The sequence below is a fragment of the Enterococcus sp. AZ141 genome, from assembly GCF_051714385.1.
Taxonomy (GTDB): Bacteria; Bacillota; Bacilli; order Lactobacillales; family Enterococcaceae; genus Enterococcus_D; species Enterococcus_D entomosocium.
Map to the genome: position 1 here is coordinate 1,007,277 of NZ_JBIORT010000001.1, position 20,905 is coordinate 1,028,181.

Here is a 20,905-nt window from a genome sequence, read left to right on the forward strand (position 1 = left end):
TAGTTTGTTTTAGCTTCTACTTTGATTAGTTACTTTGTTCCGCCAAAATGCAGAAGGATAAGGGGTCGATGGTTATTCTTGGCGCTGCTACGCCGCGAGAAGTGATCCCAGCTCCTTTGGGGTCAGCAATGATGTGCCAAGAAGCATTTTCTGTTGCCGTCGGTAAGCCAAAGGACCAGCTTTCTTCCGTGCTGTTGAGTAAAACGAACAAGGAACGCCATGGATGCTGTTTGTCACGATTGGGTACTTGATACGCCAAGCGATTTTCATTCTTTGTCTCATAAAAGACCATGCTTTCAGCCGTTTGGGTCGTGGCATCTCTCAATGGTGCATAGGACTGCCGCAATGCCCACAAGCCCCGATACAGCTCGCGCAACTCTTTGAAGGTTTTGGCACGTGACCAATCCAGCTGATTGACTGCCAGTGGCGAACGGAAGGAATTTTCATCTCCTTCTTTGGTACGGCCAAATTCTTCCCCAGCTTGAGTCAGCACTGCTCCTTGGCTAGTAAACAAAATGGCTGCTGCTAGTTTATTGCGGGCTAAAAGCTCAGGATCAAACTCATAATTTCTTTCCTTCACTGAAGCCTGCATGGTTGCCACCAGCTTGTCCCATAAGGTCAAATTATCATGGACTGAAGCATAGGCGATCACTTGGCGGGGCGATTTTGCCCAGCGCTCGGCGCCTTCTTGTGCGGCAACTTTCGTATTTCCTTGAATCGCCGTTGCCAAATTTGCTGCATAAAAGGTTTGCTTGACTTGCGGTTGACCATTCATTCCTTGAATAAACGCGCCGTCTGTTTCTTCAAAGACATCGCCTTTGATACTGTCTCTTAAATCATTGCTAAAAACAGCAACGCCTTCTGACAGTGCCCAAACATTACTTTTATTTGCTGGGATATTCGGCTGAATAATTTGATTGCTGCCGGCATCCCATGGCTCGCCGTATAAAATCACATGGCTGAAGCCGGCATCATCTAGGCGTTGCCGCAACTGGTTCATGGTTTCCACATCGATCAGGCCCATCAAATCAAAACGAAAGCCGTCGATTTTGTATTCTTGCGCCCAATATAAAACTGAATCAATGATAAATTTACGCATCATTTTCCGTTCAGAAGCCACTTCATTGCCGCAAGCAGAACCGTCCGCAAAATTCCCTGCATCATCTTGACGGTAGTAATAATCAGGCACCGTCAAATTAAACCATGATTCTTCCGTGATCGCAGTGTGATTAAAGACCACATCTATCACAACGCCGATGGCTTCTTCGTGCAGCGATTGGATCATTTGCTTGCATTCACGAATCCGCGCCTTGGGATCACTAGGATCAGAAGCGTATCGTCCTTCAGGTACATTGTAATTTTTCGGATCATAGCCCCAATTGTAGGCAGACGAAGTTTCATCATTGTCAAAATCGAAGATCGGCAGCAGATGAACATAATTGATCCCCAGCTCTTTTAAATAGGCCATGCCAGTTGGTTGACTTTCATCTCCCACCAGATGGGTCTTTTTTTCAGTGAAGGCTAAATATTTTCCGCTATTTTCTGGTGAAATACCGCTGTTTTCGGCACCACTGAAATCTTCGACATGTAATTCCCAAATATAGGCATCTGTGATCGACTGCTGACCGACGCCGTGACTTTCCTGCCAACCTTCAGGATCTGTTTCCTTTAAATCAATGATCGCACCGCGGTTTCCGTTGATCCCTACTGCCTTGGCATAAAGATCCATCGCTTCTATTTTCTGCCCATCTCGTTGAAACTCAAAGGTATAAAACAGCTCCTTGACGTTTTCTTCCGTCGTGACTTGCCAACAGTTGTCTTCTTGAACCATCGGCAGCGTCAGCAGACGATCGTCAGTCCCAGCAACACCGCTTTGATAAAGCAATACTGAAACGGCCTCTGCCTCTGGTGACCAGCATTTGAACGTGGTTTGCTGTCCTTGAAAAGTCACACCAAGATCATTCCCGTGATACGTATGTTCTTCTAAAAAACCGATCCTGCGATCGATCGCAATCTTTTTTTCTCCATACTGCGTGTTTTGTCCCATCAAAATTCCTCCATTCAACGTTTCTAACTATAAAAGCCAGTTACTTTTCTGCTATTTCTACCTTCTCATATTTCTTGAAAATTGCCAACAATAACTGACAGCGTGCATACAAAAAACAGCTAAGACCAAAAAAGCAGGCAATGTACATGCTGAAAACCAGCGCATAGGGTGAAAGAAGCATGATGACAATAGGGGCTGCAGTCAGAAGATGAAGACTAAGTATTTTAAAAGGGTGCTTTGCGGCGACTTTTATGCTGTTCAAAAGGATCGTTTTGATTCCGCTATCGTAACGTGCGAGTAAGAAAAACGAAACTTGGAAAAATTGAAGCCACATGAACGTACAAATTACTAAGCCTACGGTAAAAAGATCAGGCGTCCCTTTTAGTTGGAAATAATACAACCAATCAGCAGTCAAAAGCCACAAAGAAAAAAGTAGACTGAGCCAGATAAGAGTGCTCTTTCGAAAGCTTTGGCAAAAGACCGACCAAAACTGCTGAACAACAGCCGGTGCTTTTCCTTCTATCAGATCAGTCGCCACTTTAGAACCCGCAGTAATGGCTGCACCGATCGTGAAGAGCGGCAAACTAAAAAACAAGAGTAGTACATTTAATAGGAGCAACTGGCTGAATTTCCAAGCGATTCGTGCGAAGAAGTTTTCTGAATGAAAAAAGTGTATCATGTGGGTTTACTCCTTTACTGATCCGACAACGATTCCTTGAACGAAATATTTTTGTAGAAGCGGATAAATAATCAATAACGGCACCACTGCCACCACGATCTTCGCTGCATTCAAGTTTCGATCAGAGACCGCTAGTAGACTTTGTAGCTGCTCGGAAGTCAAATTCCCGGCTTGTTGCATTGTTTCAGCAATGTTGACTGATAGTGTTTGGATATAGGTCATTAAAGGATAGTTTTCAGTCTTGGTCATATAGATCAGTCCACTAAAAAAATCATTCCAACTACCGACAATACTGAATAGAGAAACGGTTGCCAAACACGGCAAAGACATTGGAATATAGATTCGTCCCAAAATCTGCAGTGGGTTGGCCCCATCGATCCGAGCAGATTCTTCCAATGATTTGGGAATTCCCCGAAAGAAATTCATCACCAAGATCACACTGCCGATAGGGACTGCACTAGGTAAAATCAGGGACCAAATCGTATTCAATAATCCTAGATTGCGAACGACCAAATACGTTGGGATCATGCCGCCACTGAAGAGCATAGCGAAAACCATCACACTCATGAATAATTTTCTCGTTCGAAATACTTTTTTTGATTTAGATAGCGGATAAGCCATCGTTACGATCATCACCAAATTCAGCAATAAAGAGATCACCACACGAATGACTGAAATACCAAAAGAACGCCAAAACTGCTGATCGCTCATGATGCGCTCATAAGCCGCTAAGGTCAGATCTACTGGCCATAGCCCCACAGCATTTGCCGCGACGGCACTGCTGCTACTTAAAGAAAGTGCCACGACATTCAACATCGGTACTAAACAAGAAAGAGCCAAAACAATGACGATCAAATAAATTACTGCATGCCGTATACTAAATTTTTCTTTCATCTCTTTTTTCCTTTCCTTAAAACATCACTCTGTCAGTCTTCTTCTCCGCAATTTTGTTGGAAGACCAAATCAAGAATAGACCGATCACCGATTTGACCAGACCAACGGCAGTCCCTAAGCTGTAGTCTCTACCGATCAGACCGATTCGGTAGACATAGGTATCGATAATATCGCCGCTTTGATACACAACCGGAGAATACAGGTTATAAATTTGGTCGAAGCCGGCATTCAAGATATTAGGCAGCGACAAAATCGTCATCAGCAAAATAAAAGGCATCATCCCCGGCAGGGTTACGTGCCAGACTTTTTTTGACCAAGAAGCACCATCCATCGTTGCTGCTTCATATAATCCCGGATCGATCGAGGTAATGGCAGCAAGGTACACGATTGAACTGTAACCAAAACTTTTCCAAACATCGGTCCCAATCAGCAAACGAGGAAACAGCTGATTACTACCCAAAAAGTTTAATGGTTCTACACCAAAGTTTTGTAAAATCTGATTCACCGTTCCATCAAGACTGAATAAATTGACCACTACTGAAGCCAATATGACCCATGAAAGAAAATGGGGCAAATATACGATGGTCTGAATGGAGCGTTTCATCCACTTTACACGTACTTCATTTAATAGAATCGCAAAAAGAATCGGTACGATCGTATTAAAGACAATTTTCCAGAAAGCGATGAAAATCGTGTTTTTAGTTACTAAGAAAATATCCGGTAAACTGAACAAATAGCGAAAGTGCTCGAATCCCACAAATTCAGAACCAAATACACCTTTCGCTGGCACATAATCTTGAAATGCCATCAACAACCCAAACATAGGACCATAAGAAAAAATCAAAATAAAAATTATGCCTGGTAAAATCATCCCTAGAAAGAAAAGCTGATCTCGAGAAAACCACTTTTTCTTTTCTTTTTTGCTTTCTTTTTCAACAGAAAGTTCCATTTACTTACTCCTCCATAAATTTTTTGCCTCACCAGCCGCTTGATGAAAAAATTCGAACAAAGAAAAGGCACCTGCAGTCGGTTTTCCTGCATACAACCTTGCTTTTCTTTGTTCGAAAGACGAGTGTCAGAACCGCTGGAGTGGCCGCTTAATTATCTGCTCGCTGATCTACTACTTCTTGCATTTCTTCAAGTATGGCTGTCCCACCTTGGCTATTCCAGGTTTCAACATAGTTGTCGAAGTTTTCCAGGGGTTCTTCTCCAGTGATAAACTTAATGAAGGTCTCTTCCTCCAGTTTCCCTACTTGTGCGCCGTTTCGTTCATTGGCTTTGATCGAATCAAAACGCGGTGGTTTCACTTCATTCAAGCGTCCTTGCTCTCTGATACCGCCCATCACATTATTGACGGCTAAATAGCGGGAGGCATAGCGGGTCCAGTCCACCGGATCAGTTTCTTCAGGGCTATCCAGATATTGCTTGATTTTTTCGGCGTTTTCTTTGATGAAGAAGTTGGAGATATCCTCGATAGATGTTTCGCCAACCGCCGCCTTGGAAGCTTCTACTGCATCATCAATCTCACTATAGGCTTTTAAGAAAACAACATTCCATGGACGAACCGTCCCATCGACATCCACTTTCGCATAGTCATAAATTTCCGGAAACTCGGCTTCAATATCTTCCGAGTTGGCAACTTCACCATAAATCAGATTGATCATCTCCATGATTTTTTCCGGCTCAGAAAAACCTTTGCGCACCACGATGTATTGCCCAGTGCCGCGGTTAGCCACGGCATTGACCCCTCCATCGCCGTTAGCATTTTCAAGGGCATAAGGAACAAATTCAGCATTTGGATCATTTTGTTTGGCTTGTACTAAGCCCCAGTCAGGCATGTGCCAAGGACCAAAAGCGATGCCCGTTTCTCCATTAACCATCATGGCATGGATATCGTCATACGTGCGGGTACCAAATTGCGGATCCATGAACCCTTCATCTTGCCAGTCCTTCAGTAGCGTTAGTGCTTCTTTCATTTCTGGCGTATTGGATCCATAAAACATCTGCCCATTCTCATCTTGGAGATACGATTTTGGGTAGGCTCCAAACGCATTCATGATGGCTGTTCCGGTATATGCCGTGCCGCCATGATTTGGCGAAGACAACCAGAAGGCCAATGGCAAACCAACTGCTTTTCCGGTATTGGCTAAATCATTTTCTTGAAAAGCAATCGCTGTTTCCTTCAACTCATCCAATGTAATTGAGCGATTGCCATCTTTATCCAGTTCAATACCTAGCTCATCTAGCCAGTCCTGGCGCAACCAGACAAGATTGGGCCCGAAGTCATCGCTAGTAGATGGGATCGCCATCAAGCGATCATCAAACGTGGCTGCTTCTAACTGAATCCCATCAAACGAATCATAGATGTCTTTTAGAAAATCGTTGGCATGCTCCTCAAATACTTCGGTTAAGTCTTCCACTAAATCATTGTTAACTAATTCTTCCAATTCATCTCTTGATCCGACGATCATCGTATCCGGTAGTTCCCCTGAAGCGATCGCTAGCGATACTTGACGATCATAGTCTTCCCCATGGGCTTCAAAGGCACTCTCCAGCTCGATGCCCAAGCGTTCTTGAATCAATCGAGTATATGCGTTATTGCTGTAAGAATCCCCCTCAGGCAGTTTCGAGTTCGGTGCGGTCTGGCGTCCGATCGTAATCACGGTATCCCCATTTTCATTGGTCTTTGCTTCTTCTGAACTGCATCCTGTCATAATAAGTGCTGAAGCAACTGCTGTTAACATTGCTGTCCCCCGCCTAAATTTCATTGTTTTCCTCCTCAAACTTTTTTGATATCCTTATTATACGCAATCGCTTCCACAGAAAATATAGCACTTTTTTCAGATTCATAGCACGATTTCCAGAAAAATAAAACGTTTACAAATTCGCTCTGTTGCTTTTTTTGTTTATCGCTTACTATAGAAAGAAGAAGCGACTGCGTAATTTTCTCTATACGAAAGGACGGCGAAAACCATGTACCGACTGCTGCTTGCTGATGACAGCTACGATCAAAGAGAAGTGATCAAATACTTCTTGAGTCAGCATGAAAAAGAATGGCTGATCGAAGAAGCCAAAAATGGCCGCGAAGCCTGGCAACTTTTTCAGAAACAGCCCTTTGACTTGATAATTACCGACGTAAAGATGCCCTTTATGGATGGACATGCCCTCGTAGCGAGAATCAAAGAAGCAGTTCCTGAAATTCCTGTGATGTTTATCAGCGGCTTTGAAGATTTTCATTATGTAAAAAAAGCCATACAGTTACAAGCGGTTGACTACCTCTTAAAACCAATCGACCCTGATGATTTTTATGAACAAATAAATAAAATCATTCTTTTTATTGATCAACAAAAGCAGCGCGCTTACACAAAAACAATCGCACAAACCCATTACTTGAAAGAGATTTTGAGTAAACTTTTTTATGGCTATCCTTGGCATTCACTGCCGAAGGAAGAGCAATCGATTGCACAAGATTTTTTTAAGACTCATCCCTCTTTTTTTCTCGTTACTTGGCCGCTGGATTCTTGGAATGCGCCGGATTTTGTCCCTTCGCTATCTGCTGCATTTCCTGAAATGTTCAGTTTGTTTTTAGCTCCAGCACAACTGCTCTTTTTTAACGAACCTTTGCCAAAAAGGGAAATCGAAGAGCGAAAAAACAACTTAACTACCTATTTTTCCAAACAGTTTCAGCAAAAAATAACACTTTTTGACAGCGGACCAGTTCCCCACCATTCAGGGGTGTATGGCACCTATCATGACTTACTGAGAACCAGTCAGCGGTCTTTTTATCAGCAAAACAAAGGGAAAATCTGCCAGCTGCTTCCGGGAGATCACTACATCGTCAAGAAGGCGCTTTTCGAAAAAACCGTTTCGTATGTGAATCAATACGAAAGTAAAAAAGCCCACGCGCTTGTGAAAACAGTTTTCGACTGCTTTGAAACAAATGGACGTGAGGAACCAACCAATGCCAAGTTTTATTTTGCGACCTTTTATCAAACAATCATCGATCAGTGCACGATCACTTTTGATGCGGAGTGTGGCGCTAATCAGATTGGAAAAATACTGGAAGCGCCAAGTCTGCAACTAATTGCGGATATTTTTGATGCCCTCTTCCATTATATCCATGATGCATTGCTTCAAATCAACGGGAGCCAGTCAAATGACTATGTGCGCCAAGTAAAATCCTATATATTCGCTCATTTTCACCAAGAGTTGAGCTTGGAGCGGTTAGCAAAGGAAGTCAATATCAATCCTAACTACCTAAGCGAATTATTCAGTACTTCTGAAGGCATGGGTATCACCAAATACATCAAGTCTTACCGTATCAAACAGGCTCAGAAGCGTTTAAAGAACTCGAACTGCAGCATTCGAACTATCTCCAAACAAGTTGGCTTTAATCATTATTCCTATTTTTGCAAAACGTTCCGAGAAATTGTCGGAATGACGCCGGATGCGTATAGAAAGAGAGGTCCCTTTTGTTAAGAAAAGTCCACGATTGTGTTAAAAATTTTCGTTTTCAAAAAAAGATCGCCCTTATTTCAATTCTTTCAAGCATTGTTCCTCTGATCGTTTTGACCTTTGTCGGGGTATCTATCATCCGAGCCTTTATCCAACAGCAGGAAAAAAGTGCTTACTCCGATAATCTCAAAAGTATCAGCTATCAGTTAGAAAGCAAGATCCACACCTATCGGGACAGCCTGCTCTTTTTAGCCAACAATACCGCCTTGACGCAAGAGCTTTCTAGTCAACGCTTCTCAAACTTTGATCAATACAATCTCTTTCAAAATACGATCGTGCCTTTGTTTCACAGTGTTCGTTTTCCGCAAGCAGATATTAAAGGCATCACGCTATACACCACGATCGATCTTTATGATCATGGGCAATACGTCAAAAAAATCACGGCTGATACAGCACTGCCTTTTCTAAAAGAAAAACCTTCGACCGAGATTCGAACGTATTTTGACAAAGAACGGGAGGAACTTTCTTTTTATACCAACCTTTTTTTAAAAGGCCATACCGCAGATTCCTTAAACTACATCGTTTTAACCATCGATCGAGCAGCATTGTTCACGAATCTTGATGCAGTCACTGAGGAGCCTTATGATTTGACGATTCAGTCAGAGACCGGGCAGACGCTTTACCGCATTGATTATTTGACGAAGCAGCAACGTACTCAAAAACAGTGGCTGGTTGGAAACGCAGTTATTGAAGAGGCACCTGTACTGCTGGATAATCATTGGCAAATCGTTTTTGTTAAAACCGCACAGTCATTTTTCAGCAGTTTACTGTATCTAGTTGGTGCGGCACTTATTATCTTTGGTTTTGTATTAATGATATTGGTTTTATCCAGCTGGTGGTTGGCTAAAACCGTGGTACAGCCGATCAACTCTTTGACCCAGCAAATGGCCTCTTTATCAATGGATCAATTCAAAATCCAGCACACATATTCTTCAAAAGATGAAGTCGGACAGTTATACACCAATTTTCAAAAAATGCTAGATAAAATCGCTGAGCTGATCAATGAAGTATATGAAGCCGAATTGAAACAAAAAGAATACGAATTGCGGTCTCTGCAAGCCCAGATCAATCCGCATTTCTTTTATAATTCCTTAGCACTGATCAGCAATACTGCCACACTAAACGGCAATCACGAGATCCGTGAGATGGCTCAGCTGCTGTCTCGATTCTACCGTCTCAGCCTAAACCAAGGATCCAACCGGCTATCCATCACCAAAGAACTCGATCTAACGATCACCTATGCTAAAATTCAGCAAAAAATGCATCACCATTCCTTTGATTTAGTCCTCGAAATTGACTCAGATATCGATGAGTATCCGATGATCCATCTGCTCTTACAGCCGTTTGTCGAGAATGCCGTCTTTCATGGGCTTGATCATATTGAAGATGACCGCAGAGGGGTATTGACGATCCGCTGCCTCAAAGAAGGACAATGGCTACGGTTTGAGATTCAAGACAATGGTCCCGGGATTGATCCTGAACAGCTAAAACAACTGGAGGAACCTTCTGATCAACATTATGGTATCAACAATGTACGCCAACGGCTAGCATTGTACTATGGCACGCAAGCTTCCTTATCGATTCAATCAGTAAAAGGTGAAAACACCACAATTGTTCTACTCATACCGCAAGACTTACCTCCTCAAAAAAAACCGTCAGTGAAGAATGTTTAATCACTAACGGTTTTTTGGTGTCAAAATATTCAGATATTTATTTTAATGCTTGATTTCAAGTACCTATTCCTCTACAGCAAACGTACCGACCTCTAATAATCCTTGCCGACCCTGGTCTCGCGTCACGCCTTTTGCTTTCTTTAACATTCGTTCCCAATACTCCACGGTATCTTTTATAAAATCCTTGTTGCCGTCAGTACACCCTTCACGAATAAACAGCAATACCAAACCGCTAAAAAAAATCAAGGCTTCTTCATGGTATTTTCTCAGATCGTTTTCTTGCTCACATTGAAAAACAGCTGATTCAGCGATTGCTTCTTGAAAATATGCAAAAGAACACTCTTTTATGTAGGGACCACAACCAATATCATTTAAAAATAATGCAAAAAAGAGGGCTCGATTGCGACTGGCGAACACGTAATAGTCATGCCAAAAACAGTATAGAGGATCCAGTGTCATCACCGTCTCTTTTTTTGCTTCATGAATGTCATGGAAGACATCATCGACCATTGCCTGTTTATAATTTTGCATGTTTGAAAAATTCAAATAGATTGGTTGGGTCGATGTTCGTGCATATTTAGCAATGTCGCGGACAGTGATTGGCCGATAAAGATATTCCACCAGATATTTTTTTAAACAGTTGATCAAATATTTTTTCGTAATCGTTGCTTTTCTCATAATACCCCTTCCTTTCTTGAGGCGATCAGCTCTCGCTAACGCTCCTCTACTCTCACTTGCTTTCTTCCAGTGAAACACCACCAACACCCAATTTTCTTACTGAAAGTAATCTGCATACTTCTACTTTAACAAAAAAGAGAACGTTAACATATACTTTCCGCCGAATTTCTTAATTTTGTTTTATATTTTTGACCATTTTCCTGAAAAACCTCCCTGTTTTCCTCGGCTAAGTCTTAAGACTGATTTTTTTGATACTACTTGTGAAATGATACTATGTAATGTATAGTATGGATATGAACAGGAGGAGAGCCTTTGGATGCCCAATTAAAAAAAGGATTATTGGAAATTTGTGTTTTAGCCTATTTGCAGCACGGGGACTCTTATGGCTATGAATTAGTCAAAAATATTTCTCCTTTACTACCAATCTCAGAATCCACCCTCTACCCTATCTTGAAGCGCTTAGAAGCCAGCCGAGCGGTTGAGACTTACAACAAGAGTCATCAAGGACGGACCCGAAAATATTACCGCTTGACCATACTTGGCAAACAGCGGATCGACGATTTTTTAACCAACGACTGGCCCCAATTGACATTGATCCAGCGATTTATTAAAGGAGGAACACTAGATGAACAGAGTTGATTTTATCAAGGCATTGGCTGCAGAATTATCTGAAAAAGTCAGACCTAGCGAGATTCATCAGCTGATCAACTATTATGACGAGATGATCGAAGATTTGATGGAAGAAGGATACACCGAAGAAGAAGCCGTGGCACGCCTTGGCTCCCCAAAAGAACTGATCCAAACAGTCACAGAAACAGAAGAGGTCGTGGTAGAGATTCCCCGCCGCTTTCATCCCTTTTTGCTCTTGATCTTAGTGCTAGGCTTTCCATTGTGGGGCAGCTTATTGTTAAGTGCCGCTTTGCTGATCCTAAGCTTTTTAATAATCATCTGGTGTGTGCCTTTCACCACTGGCATGATTGGTGTCACTACGTTTATCGGTGGGATTGCTAGCGTTGTCTTAAGTCCCATGCTGATGGCGGATGGTTTCTATCTCTTTTTAAGTCAGTTAGGCGTGGGGATTTTCTTATTTGGTTTAGGGCTTCTTTGTCTGATCGCCACTTATAGTATGAGCCGACCTTTTTCACGTCTTACCCACTCCCTTGTCGTTTGGCCAAAATCATTTGTTCAAAACTATCGAAAGAAGGCAGTCCTATGATCAAAATCAATAAGCGCTTTTTCGTTTTTCTCAGTCTGTTGTTTATTATTCTCGGACTGGTCATCACCTTTATCGGTTTTTCAATGTCAGGGTACTCACCTGATGCCTACCATATTGAGCATCGTCGTTGGTATCAACTGATTGGTTTCTACACAGACTAATCGGCAAAAACAATAATAAGTTGCTTTTTTCGTCAGAAAAGCAAGTGATTTTCATCAATTTCATGTATTGATGAAAAAATTGAACTTTCCTTTTTGACCTCACCATATTACTATATAGGTACATCCTGTATCCTATTTCATAGGGTAACCAGAAAAACCCATACCATCCTATGGGTTTTTTTGTTGTTTATAAAAGCAAAAAAGCGTGCCGCAAGTCCAGGTATCGCCAAGCCAGCTATTTTTAGCTAACCTTGGTAGAGCCTGTCTGCAGTACGTTTTTTCTACTGATCGATTATTCCCCTAGTACTGGCTGTTCTTGCACAGTGCCAATAGGAAACAAGGCGCGAAACACCCGGCGAACGATTGGGCCTGCAATGAACAATTGCAATGGCAATGCGACAATCACATTTTTCCCAATGTTGCTTAGCCAATTGACGAACACCGAGTGATCAGGGTTTGGATGCATCAACGCACCAAAGAGTGACATACAGATCACCATGCCGGCGATCATCAATGAAGAAATCAAACCGATTTTTTTCCAAGTAGCTGATTGATGGTCCAAAAATCGAAATGCCAAACCTTTTGCTGGACCCGAAACAATGAACCAATCCAAAATAAAGGCGACACAAAGAGCTAATGGCAATTCATTCCACGCCAATTGGAATGCCAATGCAGAAACACCGACTTGGAACATGAGGTTGTAAACACTCATAAAATACACCATGAAAATACACATAAGTGTCGTATAGATCAAACTTTCTTTTTTGTTGATGGGCATGTAACAACTTCCTTTCTCTTTTTCGTACTCGACTATTCTAGCAGAAGAAAATTTTTCGTGTAAGTAAAAGTTTGAAAACTTTCAAAAAAGTTTTTTGCTATTTTTTTATCCACTTCTCTTGACACTTTCTTATGAAGTCAGTAGAATAGCGATAGATTAAATCGTACAGATAACAAGCGGGTTCGCTTGTCGAGAGAGAGGCGGTTTCTATGAGAATAGAAACGGTCTCTTTTTTTGCGAATTTTTTAGAGGTGAGAATATGGAAAACAACAAAAAACTCGTGGGGGCGATCCTCGCAACCGGATTGATGTCATTTGCAGGCGTGCTGATTGAAACAGCCATGAATGTAACGTTTCCGACATTGATCGATCAATTTACGCTTTCAACATCCGATGTTCAATGGGTGACGACCATCTACTTACTGGTCATCTCCATCATTGTCCCAATATCGACCTACCTTTTGAAACGCTTCTCATTGAGAACCTTGTTTCTAGCCGCCAACGCCTTTTTCCTTGTTGGCTTGGTGATCGACTTTTTATCGCCGACGTTTGCCATTTTGCTGATTGGCCGCTTTTTCCAAGGTGCCAGCACAGGGATCGCACTGCCTTTGATGTTCCACATCATTTTGACTTACTCCCCCTTTGAAAAACGGGGAGCGGCAATCGGCTTAGGGAATTTGACCACTTCCATCGCTCCAGCGATCGGACCGACATATGGGGGCTTATTGACCGCCCATTGGTCTTGGAATGCGATCTTTCTTTTCTTGATCCCAGTCTTGCTGATCTCCCTAGTACTCGGCCTTTACTCGATCCCTAAAACGGCTGGGGCAAAAGACACTTCCCTGGATTTACTGAGTGTATTAGGAATCGTCTTGATGTTCAGCGGCTTCTTATTGTTCTTGAATCAAGTAGGCACCTTAGCGAGTCTACTGCCGCTGCTTTTCGGTTTCATTGGTGCTGGCTTGTTTTATCAACGTTCAAAAGGTCCAAACCCTTTGATTCGTTTGGCTGTTTTGAAAAACCGCAGTTTCAGTTTGTTTCTTTTCGGCTTTCTCGTTTGTCAGTTCCTTTTACTGGGCATTTCCTTTGTCTTGCCGAACTTTGTCCAACTCGTCTTGGGAAAAGATGCCTTTACTGCAGGATTAGTTATGCTTCCTGGGGCGGCCATCGGGGCGGTCCTTGCGCCGATCTCTGGTCGGTTGCTGGATAAAGTTGGACCGAAAAAACCGATCCTGTCTGGTTTGACTTTGATTGCCATTGGTTGGCTTGCCTTAGCCCTTGTTTTGCGTTCGCCTTTCATTTGGAGCCTAGTTGCCGGACATGTCTTTTACATGATCGGGATCGGCTTAGCCTACAGCAATATGATGACCACCGGCTTAAACAAGCTGACTCCTGCGTTGTACGCGGACGGTAATGCGATCTTTAATACGCTGCAGCAATTTTCTGGTGCAGTGGCGACGGCTGTGGTGGCGACCATTATCAATTTGGCACAAAATGCGACGACCGATTACACCCAAGGGACGGTCATCGGCTCTCAAATCGCCTTATCCTTTTTGTGGGCCCTGGTCTTACTGACTTTCCTATTAACGATTAACTACTTCCGCAAAAACACCGACAAAAAAGCTGTCAGCTAACTGCGGCTTTGCCAATTGAAAAACAACGAAAAAAAGCCGCTCTCCCTTGAGGGCAGCCATAAAAAAATCCGCTTCCGATCCCTTTTCTTAGTCAAAGGGCGCTCTCGGAAACGGATTATTTTTTTAGTTTAATTCAGCTGAACCAACCGCTGTTTTGGCTGTCACTGTGCCTGTGGTCGTCAATGAAAGCTGACGCACTTTTTCGGCATTCGTGATGACTGTTAAAACATCTGTCTGTTTGCCAGCTGCGGTCACTGCGTCTAGATCCATCACTGCAAGCTTCGTTTCTGGTGTGACCGTGTCACCTTCAGAAACAAGGACCTCAAATGGCGCACCTTTTAATTCCACAGTATCTAAGCCCATGTGGACGAGAACTTCCGCGCCACCAGGCGTTAAAATCCCGATTGCATGTTTCGTTTCAAAAATGCTAGAGATCGTACCTGCAACAGGAGCATAAATCGTTCCGTTCGTTGGCTGAACAGCAAAGCCGTCACCCATCATTTTTTGAGAAAAGACAGGATCAGAAACTTCAGTGATGGCAACTACTTTCCCATCAGCTGGGGCATAAAGGGTTTCTTCTGTCGCTGTTGCAGTAGTTCCAGTGGAAGTCATTGGTTCAACCGATGCAGCAGTTCCATTAGCTCCAGCACCAGCTGTTGCTAACCCAGTGGCATACCCAGCGTCCGTTGCTGGTGTTGCTGGATCAATCTTATTAAAGATCCCTTGACGGCGGAATACGATCGTCAAGATGAAAGGAACCACGATCGCAATCAGCATCGCGATACCAAAGGCTAACCAACCGCCGCCTTCTGTTCCGTTGATCGCTAAAATCCCTGGCAGACCACCCACACCAATGGCATTGGCACGTACGCCCATCAAATTATTGAACATGCCTGCAAGACCTGAGCCCACCATTGCCGCTACAAATGGATAGACATATTTCAAGTTGATCCCGAACATAGCAGGTTCTGTAACCCCTAAGTAACAAGAGATCGTTGCTGGGATAGAAACTTGCTCTTCTTTTTCGTTCCCACGGTGCAAGAAGATCACAGCTAAAACAGCTGAACCTTGCGCGATGTTTGATAGAGCGATCATCGGCCATAGATTGGTCGTACCGAAAGAAGAAATCAACTGCATATCGATCGCATTGGTCATATGATGCAAGCCGGTGATTACTAATGGTGCATAAAAGGCCCCGAAGAGGAGACTGAATAACCAGCTAACAGAAGAGGTCAATCCTGTATTTACAAAGTTTGAAATAATATCCCCTAACCACCAACCGATCGGCCCTAAAATCACGTGGGCTGCAAAAATCGTTGGCAACAGTGAGAATAGCGGCACAAAAATCATTGACACAGCTTCTGGAATATATTTTCTAAAGAAGATCTCCAGATACGCCAACATAAATCCGGCTAACATGGCAGGAATGACTTGCGCTTGGTAACCGATCTTATCGATTTGGGCAAACCCGAAATCCCAGAATGGAATATCGCCAGGTGCCGTCGTTGCAACCGCATAGGCATTCAGCAGCTGAGGAGAAACCAATGTGATCCCTAAAATGATCCCTAAGATTTGCGTCGTTCCCATCTTACGCGTGATACTCCAAGTGATTCCCACTGGTAGGAAGTGGAAAATCGCTTCTCCCGGCAACCATAAGAAATCGTTGACGCCATTCCAAAAAACAGAATTTGAAACGATCGTCCCATTACCAAAATCAATTTCACCTAATACATTTCGGAACCCTAAAATAAGTCCCCCTACAATAATTGCTGGAATAATCGGTGTGAAGATCTCGGCCAAAACAGCGATCGCCCGTTGGAGCGGATTCTGGTTTTTCTTCGCTATCGCTTTTCCTTCATCCTTCGAAACGCCTTCAATTCCTGAGACTGCGCTGAAGTCATTGTAAAACGTTGAGACATCATTGCCAATAATGACTTGGAATTGTCCCGCATTCGTAAACATCCCTTTGACACTTGGAATCTCTTCGATTGCCTTCTCATCTGCCCTTGACTGATCGTTCAAAACAAAACGCATCCGTGTCGCACAATGTGTTACTGCAGCGATATTTTCTTTGCCGCCGACGTACTCCAGCAGCTTCTCAGCATCATCACGATACTTCCCCATAATTGATAAACCCCTTTCATATACACTTGTATATATATGTTTTAATTACGCACTAATCATAACTGGATACATTTAAGAATGCAAGCGTTTCAAACCAACTTTTTCAACTTTTTCCATAAACAATACAAGTGAATAAAAAAGGTACCGTATTCAAACCTTGATAAATGAACGATTTTTAAAATTACTCATTGCTATAAAATAATATCGGCAACAACTTTATTTACTGTCCCCTCGACAAAAAAGAATAAAAAAACAGGTGAGATAAATTGAAATAGCTTACAACTTACGTTATAATCATTTTGCATGTATAGACAAGTTTAAAGGAGGACAACTATTGTGAATACGATTATATTGTCTAAGGAAGAATGGCTGTTAACGGATCAAACCGGTACGACCTATCCGTTTTCTGGGACAGACAGTGAACGAGTTGCTGCACTGACCGCGCAGCTGCAGAAAATGGAAGGTGGCGGGATCGTCTCTGAATCGCTGGTGTTTACGAATGAAGAAGGGACTTTTTCACTGGACCAATGGTTGACAGAAAAATTGAATCGTCCCTTTGTTTGCACCACGAAAGAACAGTATGAAGAAAAAAGTGCTGAAATTCCTTGGAACCTCGAATACTATGGCTACACCCCTGGTAAAGATGAATACTCGGTGGAGTCACTTTTAACCGTCGGCAACGGCTATCTAGGGCTGCGAGGCACGACGCCTGAGATGACCATTTGTGAAGCGAACTATCCAGGGCTGTATTTAGCAAGTCTTTACAATACGGTAGAATCGGATGTTTCTGGTCATACCATCAGCAATGAAGACTTCGTCAATGCACCGAATCTGCAAAAAATGTACGTGAAGATCGATGATGAAGTGATCGACATTGCCAACAATCAGCTTCTTTCCTTTAAACGGACATTAGATCTGAAGACCGGCTTGTTCCAATCAGTGGCAGAAATTGAAACAAAAAAACAAAAGCGTCTGCGAATCGAAACGAAGAAAATCGCCAATATGCAAGACGTTCACCAATATAGCTTGGTCTATCAGTTTACCCCGCTGAACTTTTCCGGTCCCGTTACCTTCGTCAGTGAAGCCGACGGATCGGTTTATAACTATAACGTCGCTCGTTACCGTAGCTTAACCAACCAGCATTTGACCGTGAAAGAGACAGCAGCTGAACAAAACAAAGCGCATTTAGTGGTCACCACTAACCAATCACAGATTACCGTTGTCCAATCCTCTGAACTGTTTTCACAGGACCTGCCATTGGCTGAGCTGCACGCTGAAACAAACGACCAGCTCGTCCGTCAGCAAGTAGCTCTTGAGGTGACGGAGGGACAAACTTATCGGGTCGAAAAATCAGTCACTGCTACCGCTTATCGCCAAGAGGATCCGCAACCGGCATTTACGTTTTCTTCCTTAGCATTACCTGATTTTGCGACGATGTATACCGCCTCAAAACAAGCCTGGGCTGAATTATGGGCGAAAGCGGCCATCGAAATCACTGGTGACTTGATGTCACAAAAAATGCTGAATCTGCATACGTATCATCTGCTGGTCTCCGCAGCACCGAATGCTTATCAGGAGTCCTTAGATGCCAGTATCACTGCCCGTGGCCTACATGGTGAAGCCTATCGCGGTCATATTTTCTGGGATGAACTGTTTATCTTACCCTTTTACATTCTACATTTTCCTGACACCGCCAAAGAAATTTTGCTGTATCGCTACCGCCGCTTAGCTGCTGCCAAAAAAGACGCCCAAAAAGCCGGTTACCAAGGCGCCATGTTCCCATGGCAATCAGGCTTGGATGGCAGTGAGCAATCCCAAGAACTGCATTTGAACCCTATCAGCGGCGAATGGAAAGAAGATCACAGTCGCTTGCAACGCCATGTCTCCTTAGCGATCGCTTATAACATTTGGCAATACTGGCACAACACGCAAGATCGAGTCTTCATGGAACAATATGGGTTAGAATTGATGTTAGAAGTCGCTCATTTCTGGCAAAGTGCTGCCACCTGGGATGATGCTGCTCAACATTACTTTATCGATAAAGTCATGGGACCAGATGAATTTCATGAAAGCTACCCAAATAGTGAACAAGGCGGCTTGAAAAACAACGCCTATACCAATATGATGGTAGTATGGTTGTTTGAAGAGATCGAGAACCTTCAACAACAACTTTCAGCAGAGAGCTTCCAAGCGGTATTAGAGAAAACGGCTTTAACCCCTGCAGATATTGCTGCTATGGCAGATATTCGTACCAAGCTGGGCTTAGAGATCGATCCAGAAGGCATCATTGCACAATTTGAAGGGTACTTCCAGCTGGAAGATCTGGATTGGGCCCATTATAAAGAGAAATATGGCAACATTTATCGGATGGATCGCATCCTAAACGCTGAAGGCAAGAGTGCTGACAGCTACAAAGTCGCGAAACAAGCCGATAGTTTGATGATTTTCTATAATTTCTCAAAAGAGCAAGTCAATCAAATTTTGGCGGATCTTTCTTACCAACTGCCAACAGACTATATTGAAAAAAACCTCCATTATTATTTGGCTCGCACCTCCCACGGCTCGACTTTGTCGCGGATCGTTCACGCTCAGTTAGCGGCAATGGTGGATGATCAGGAATTGGCTTGGTCGTTATACCAAGAAGCCCTCTCTTCTGATTATCGTGATATCCAAGGCGGGACTACAGCAGAAGGCATTCACGCCGGTGTCATGGCTGCTACGTTGTTTATTCCATTAACCACTTTTGCTGGGATCGATATTCGAGAAGAGCAGCTGCAGATCACGCCAAACTTGCCGAAAGCTTGGGACAGCTTAGCCTTTCAGCTAGAAGTTCGCGGCACCCGCTTTGCAATGAATGTTACACATGAAACATTGACGATTACCGCTGATCAGCCAGTCACGATCTTAGTGAATGGGCAACAAGTTTCTCTAGAAGCAAAGAAAGAAGCAACGATTACTTACTAAAAGGAGTGTTACACATGAAAAAAGGATTTGTTTTTGATTTAGACGGCGTTATCACGGATACGGCCAAATACCACTACATTGCATGGAAAGAATTAGCTGCGGAGATCGGGATCGAGATCGATTTGAAGTTCAACGAGCAGTTAAAAGGCATCAGCCGCATGGATTCTTTAGAGCGAATCTTAACCCTAGGCAACAAAAATGACGCCTACACAGAAGTCGAAAAAGAAGCGTTAGCGACGAAGAAAAATACCCACTATGTACAATTATTACAAAGCTTGACTCCTGATGATCTATTGCCAGGGGTGAAGACATTCCTTGATGAAGCCAAAGCAAAAAACATTCCTTGTGCGATCGCTTCGGCATCCAAAAATGCACCGTTTATTTTGGACAAACTTGGGGTCATGCAAGACTTTGATACGATCGTTGACCCGGCAACCTTGAAAAAAGGCAAACCAGATCCAGAAATCTTTATCCAAGCAGCGCTGGCACTAGGCATTGAACCGGCAGAAGCAGTTGGCTTTGAAGATGCTCAAGCTGGGATCGACGGCATCAAAGCTGCTGGTATGTATGCGGTAGGCGTTTATTCAGGAGAAGAATTACACGGTGCAGATGTGATCGTTGAAAAATTAACGGACCTAAACATTGACGAACTTTTGGCGAAATAGTCGATTGCATTTCCAAATTGGCCTCGCTATAATAGCCAAAGAGGGGGCAATCCGATGAACAAGTTCAAAGAAATATTTTTAGATTTAGAACAAAAAATTCTAGCAAACGAATACCCTCCGCATTCTTTGCTGCCTAGCGAAAACCAATTGATCAAAACTTATGGTGTCTCCCGCGAGACTGTCCGTAAGGCATTGAATTTATTGCGGGATGCTGGTTATATCCAAAAGAAACAAGGGAAAGGTTCAATCGTTTTAGACTTGAATCGCTTTGATTTCCCGATTTCTGGCTTGACGAGTTTTCGAGAGCTGCAAGATACCCAACGCATTCCTAGTGAAACAAAGGTTGTCGAGATCCGTAAGATCGCCGTTTCGCCAAAGCTGCACGAAACCACTGGTTGGCCTGTCGCTTCTGAGGCATGGAAACTGATCCGCCAGCGGAGAATCGATGGAGAAGTGGTGATTTTGGATAAAGATTACCTTGATGCTTCTATCATCGAAGAGTTGCCAGAAAACCGAGCGAAAGTATCGATTTTTGATTACTTTGAAAATGATCTTGGCCTTGAGATCGCTTATGCACAAAAAGAAATCACTGTTGACCCCGTCAACAAAGAATTGCGGGATCTAATGGATCTGCGTCCTGAAGATCAGCATGTCGTTACGGTTCGCAGCCTCGTGTATCTAGAAGACACGCGCTGTTTTGAATACACCGAATCGATCCACCGACTGGATAAATTCCGCTTTGTGGACTTTGCCCGTCGACGCAAGATTTGATGGACGTATAGACGTGAAAAAGATAAAACAGACCTAGACTTCACCGAGAAGTCTGGGTCTGTTTTATCTTTCAATCCCCCCCTCTCGAGATGATGCTGGATCGATCC

General features: G+C 43.2%; 17 protein-coding genes. 9 read left to right on the plus strand and 8 right to left on the minus strand.

Features of this window, described 5'->3' with window-relative positions:
- Positions 1 to 25: 25 nt before the first annotated feature.
- The 5 genes from pulA to IGI89_RS04715 all read right to left on the minus strand — a co-directional run bounded on the left by pulA (position 26) and on the right by IGI89_RS04715 (position 6,388).
- Positions 26 to 2,047, minus strand: coding sequence for a type I pullulanase (gene pulA / locus IGI89_RS04695; protein ID WP_438735380.1), 2,022 nt, complete (start codon positions 2,045 to 2,047; stop codon positions 26 to 28).
- Between the two features lie 40 nt (positions 2,048 to 2,087).
- Entirely contained in the window at positions 2,088 to 2,726 is a 639-nt protein-coding gene (locus tag IGI89_RS04700) for a DUF624 domain-containing protein (RefSeq protein WP_016619506.1), read from the minus strand.
- A gap of 6 nt (positions 2,727 to 2,732) precedes the next feature.
- Positions 2,733 to 3,620, minus strand: a complete 888-nt coding sequence (locus IGI89_RS04705; protein WP_005232877.1) for a carbohydrate ABC transporter permease — start codon at positions 3,618 to 3,620, stop codon at positions 2,733 to 2,735.
- Between the two features lie 16 nt (positions 3,621 to 3,636).
- Positions 3,637 to 4,569: an ABC transporter permease gene (locus IGI89_RS04710; protein ID WP_008376715.1), complete on the minus strand. Its 933-nt coding sequence runs from the start codon at positions 4,567 to 4,569 to the stop codon at positions 3,637 to 3,639.
- 148 nt (positions 4,570 to 4,717) lie between these two features.
- Positions 4,718 to 6,388: an extracellular solute-binding protein gene (locus IGI89_RS04715; RefSeq protein ID WP_430601281.1), complete on the minus strand. Its 1,671-nt coding sequence runs from the start codon at positions 6,386 to 6,388 to the stop codon at positions 4,718 to 4,720.
- Between the two features lie 205 nt (positions 6,389 to 6,593).
- Between IGI89_RS04715 and IGI89_RS04720 the strand changes: the two genes are divergently transcribed.
- Positions 6,594 to 8,099: a response regulator transcription factor gene (locus IGI89_RS04720; protein ID WP_438735381.1), complete on the plus strand. Its 1,506-nt coding sequence runs from the start codon at positions 6,594 to 6,596 to the stop codon at positions 8,097 to 8,099.
- Positions 8,093 to 9,808 (plus strand): sensor histidine kinase, encoded by a 1,716-nt coding sequence (locus IGI89_RS04725; RefSeq protein WP_438735382.1) that lies wholly within the window; start codon positions 8,093 to 8,095, stop codon positions 9,806 to 9,808. Before IGI89_RS04720 ends, IGI89_RS04725 begins: the two co-directional genes overlap by 7 nt.
- A gap of 63 nt (positions 9,809 to 9,871) precedes the next feature.
- Here the strand turns inward: IGI89_RS04725 and IGI89_RS04730 are convergent, their stop codons facing one another.
- Positions 9,872 to 10,573 carry a TetR/AcrR family transcriptional regulator gene (locus IGI89_RS04730; protein ID WP_086316723.1) on the minus strand — a complete coding sequence of 234 codons (702 nt, stop codon included), beginning with the start codon at positions 10,571 to 10,573 and terminating at the stop codon, positions 9,872 to 9,874.
- Positions 10,574 to 10,798: 225 nt separating this feature from the next.
- Here IGI89_RS04730 and IGI89_RS04735 point away from each other — a divergent pair, with 225 nt between their 5' ends.
- The 3 genes from IGI89_RS04735 to IGI89_RS04745 are packed head-to-tail and all read left to right on the plus strand — an operon-like array spanning position 10,799 to position 11,863.
- Positions 10,799 to 11,125: a PadR family transcriptional regulator gene (locus IGI89_RS04735; protein ID WP_301387379.1), complete on the plus strand. Its 327-nt coding sequence runs from the start codon at positions 10,799 to 10,801 to the stop codon at positions 11,123 to 11,125.
- Positions 11,112 to 11,702, plus strand: coding sequence for a DUF1700 domain-containing protein (locus IGI89_RS04740; protein WP_005232884.1), 591 nt, complete (start codon positions 11,112 to 11,114; stop codon positions 11,700 to 11,702). The genes IGI89_RS04735 and IGI89_RS04740 overlap by 14 nt, the downstream gene beginning before the upstream one ends.
- On the plus strand, positions 11,699 to 11,863 hold the full coding sequence (locus IGI89_RS04745; RefSeq protein ID WP_005232885.1) for a hypothetical protein: 165 nt from the start codon (positions 11,699 to 11,701) through the stop codon (positions 11,861 to 11,863). The genes IGI89_RS04740 and IGI89_RS04745 overlap by 4 nt, the downstream gene beginning before the upstream one ends.
- Before the next feature lie 292 nt (positions 11,864 to 12,155).
- Here IGI89_RS04745 and IGI89_RS04750 read toward each other — a convergent pair whose 3' ends face one another.
- Entirely contained in the window at positions 12,156 to 12,641 is a 486-nt protein-coding gene (locus IGI89_RS04750) for a hypothetical protein (protein WP_005226468.1), read from the minus strand.
- A 259-nt stretch (positions 12,642 to 12,900) separates the two neighbouring features.
- On the opposite strand from IGI89_RS04750, the gene IGI89_RS04755 reads away from it, so the two are divergent.
- Positions 12,901 to 14,274, plus strand: coding sequence for an MFS transporter (locus IGI89_RS04755; RefSeq protein ID WP_315039211.1), 1,374 nt, complete (start codon positions 12,901 to 12,903; stop codon positions 14,272 to 14,274).
- A gap of 123 nt (positions 14,275 to 14,397) precedes the next feature.
- Here the strand turns inward: IGI89_RS04755 and treP are convergent, their stop codons facing one another.
- Complete coding sequence (gene treP, locus IGI89_RS04760; RefSeq protein ID WP_438735383.1) at positions 14,398 to 16,398, minus strand: PTS system trehalose-specific EIIBC component; 2,001 nt, start codon at positions 16,396 to 16,398, stop codon at positions 14,398 to 14,400.
- Positions 16,399 to 16,734: 336 nt separating this feature from the next.
- On the opposite strand from treP, the gene IGI89_RS04765 reads away from it, so the two are divergent.
- The 3 genes from IGI89_RS04765 to treR are packed head-to-tail and all read left to right on the plus strand — an operon-like array spanning position 16,735 to position 20,798.
- The gene (locus tag IGI89_RS04765) at positions 16,735 to 19,362 is read left to right on the plus strand and encodes a glycoside hydrolase family 65 protein (RefSeq protein ID WP_438735384.1); all 2,628 of its coding nucleotides are present in this window, start codon (positions 16,735 to 16,737) and stop codon (positions 19,360 to 19,362) included.
- Between the two features lie 14 nt (positions 19,363 to 19,376).
- Entirely contained in the window at positions 19,377 to 20,027 is a 651-nt protein-coding gene (pgmB, locus tag IGI89_RS04770) for a beta-phosphoglucomutase (protein ID WP_005232889.1), read from the plus strand.
- A 54-nt stretch (positions 20,028 to 20,081) separates the two neighbouring features.
- Positions 20,082 to 20,798 (plus strand): trehalose operon repressor, encoded by a 717-nt coding sequence (gene treR, locus IGI89_RS04775; protein WP_005226457.1) that lies wholly within the window; start codon positions 20,082 to 20,084, stop codon positions 20,796 to 20,798.
- Positions 20,799 to 20,905 lie beyond the last annotated feature (107 nt).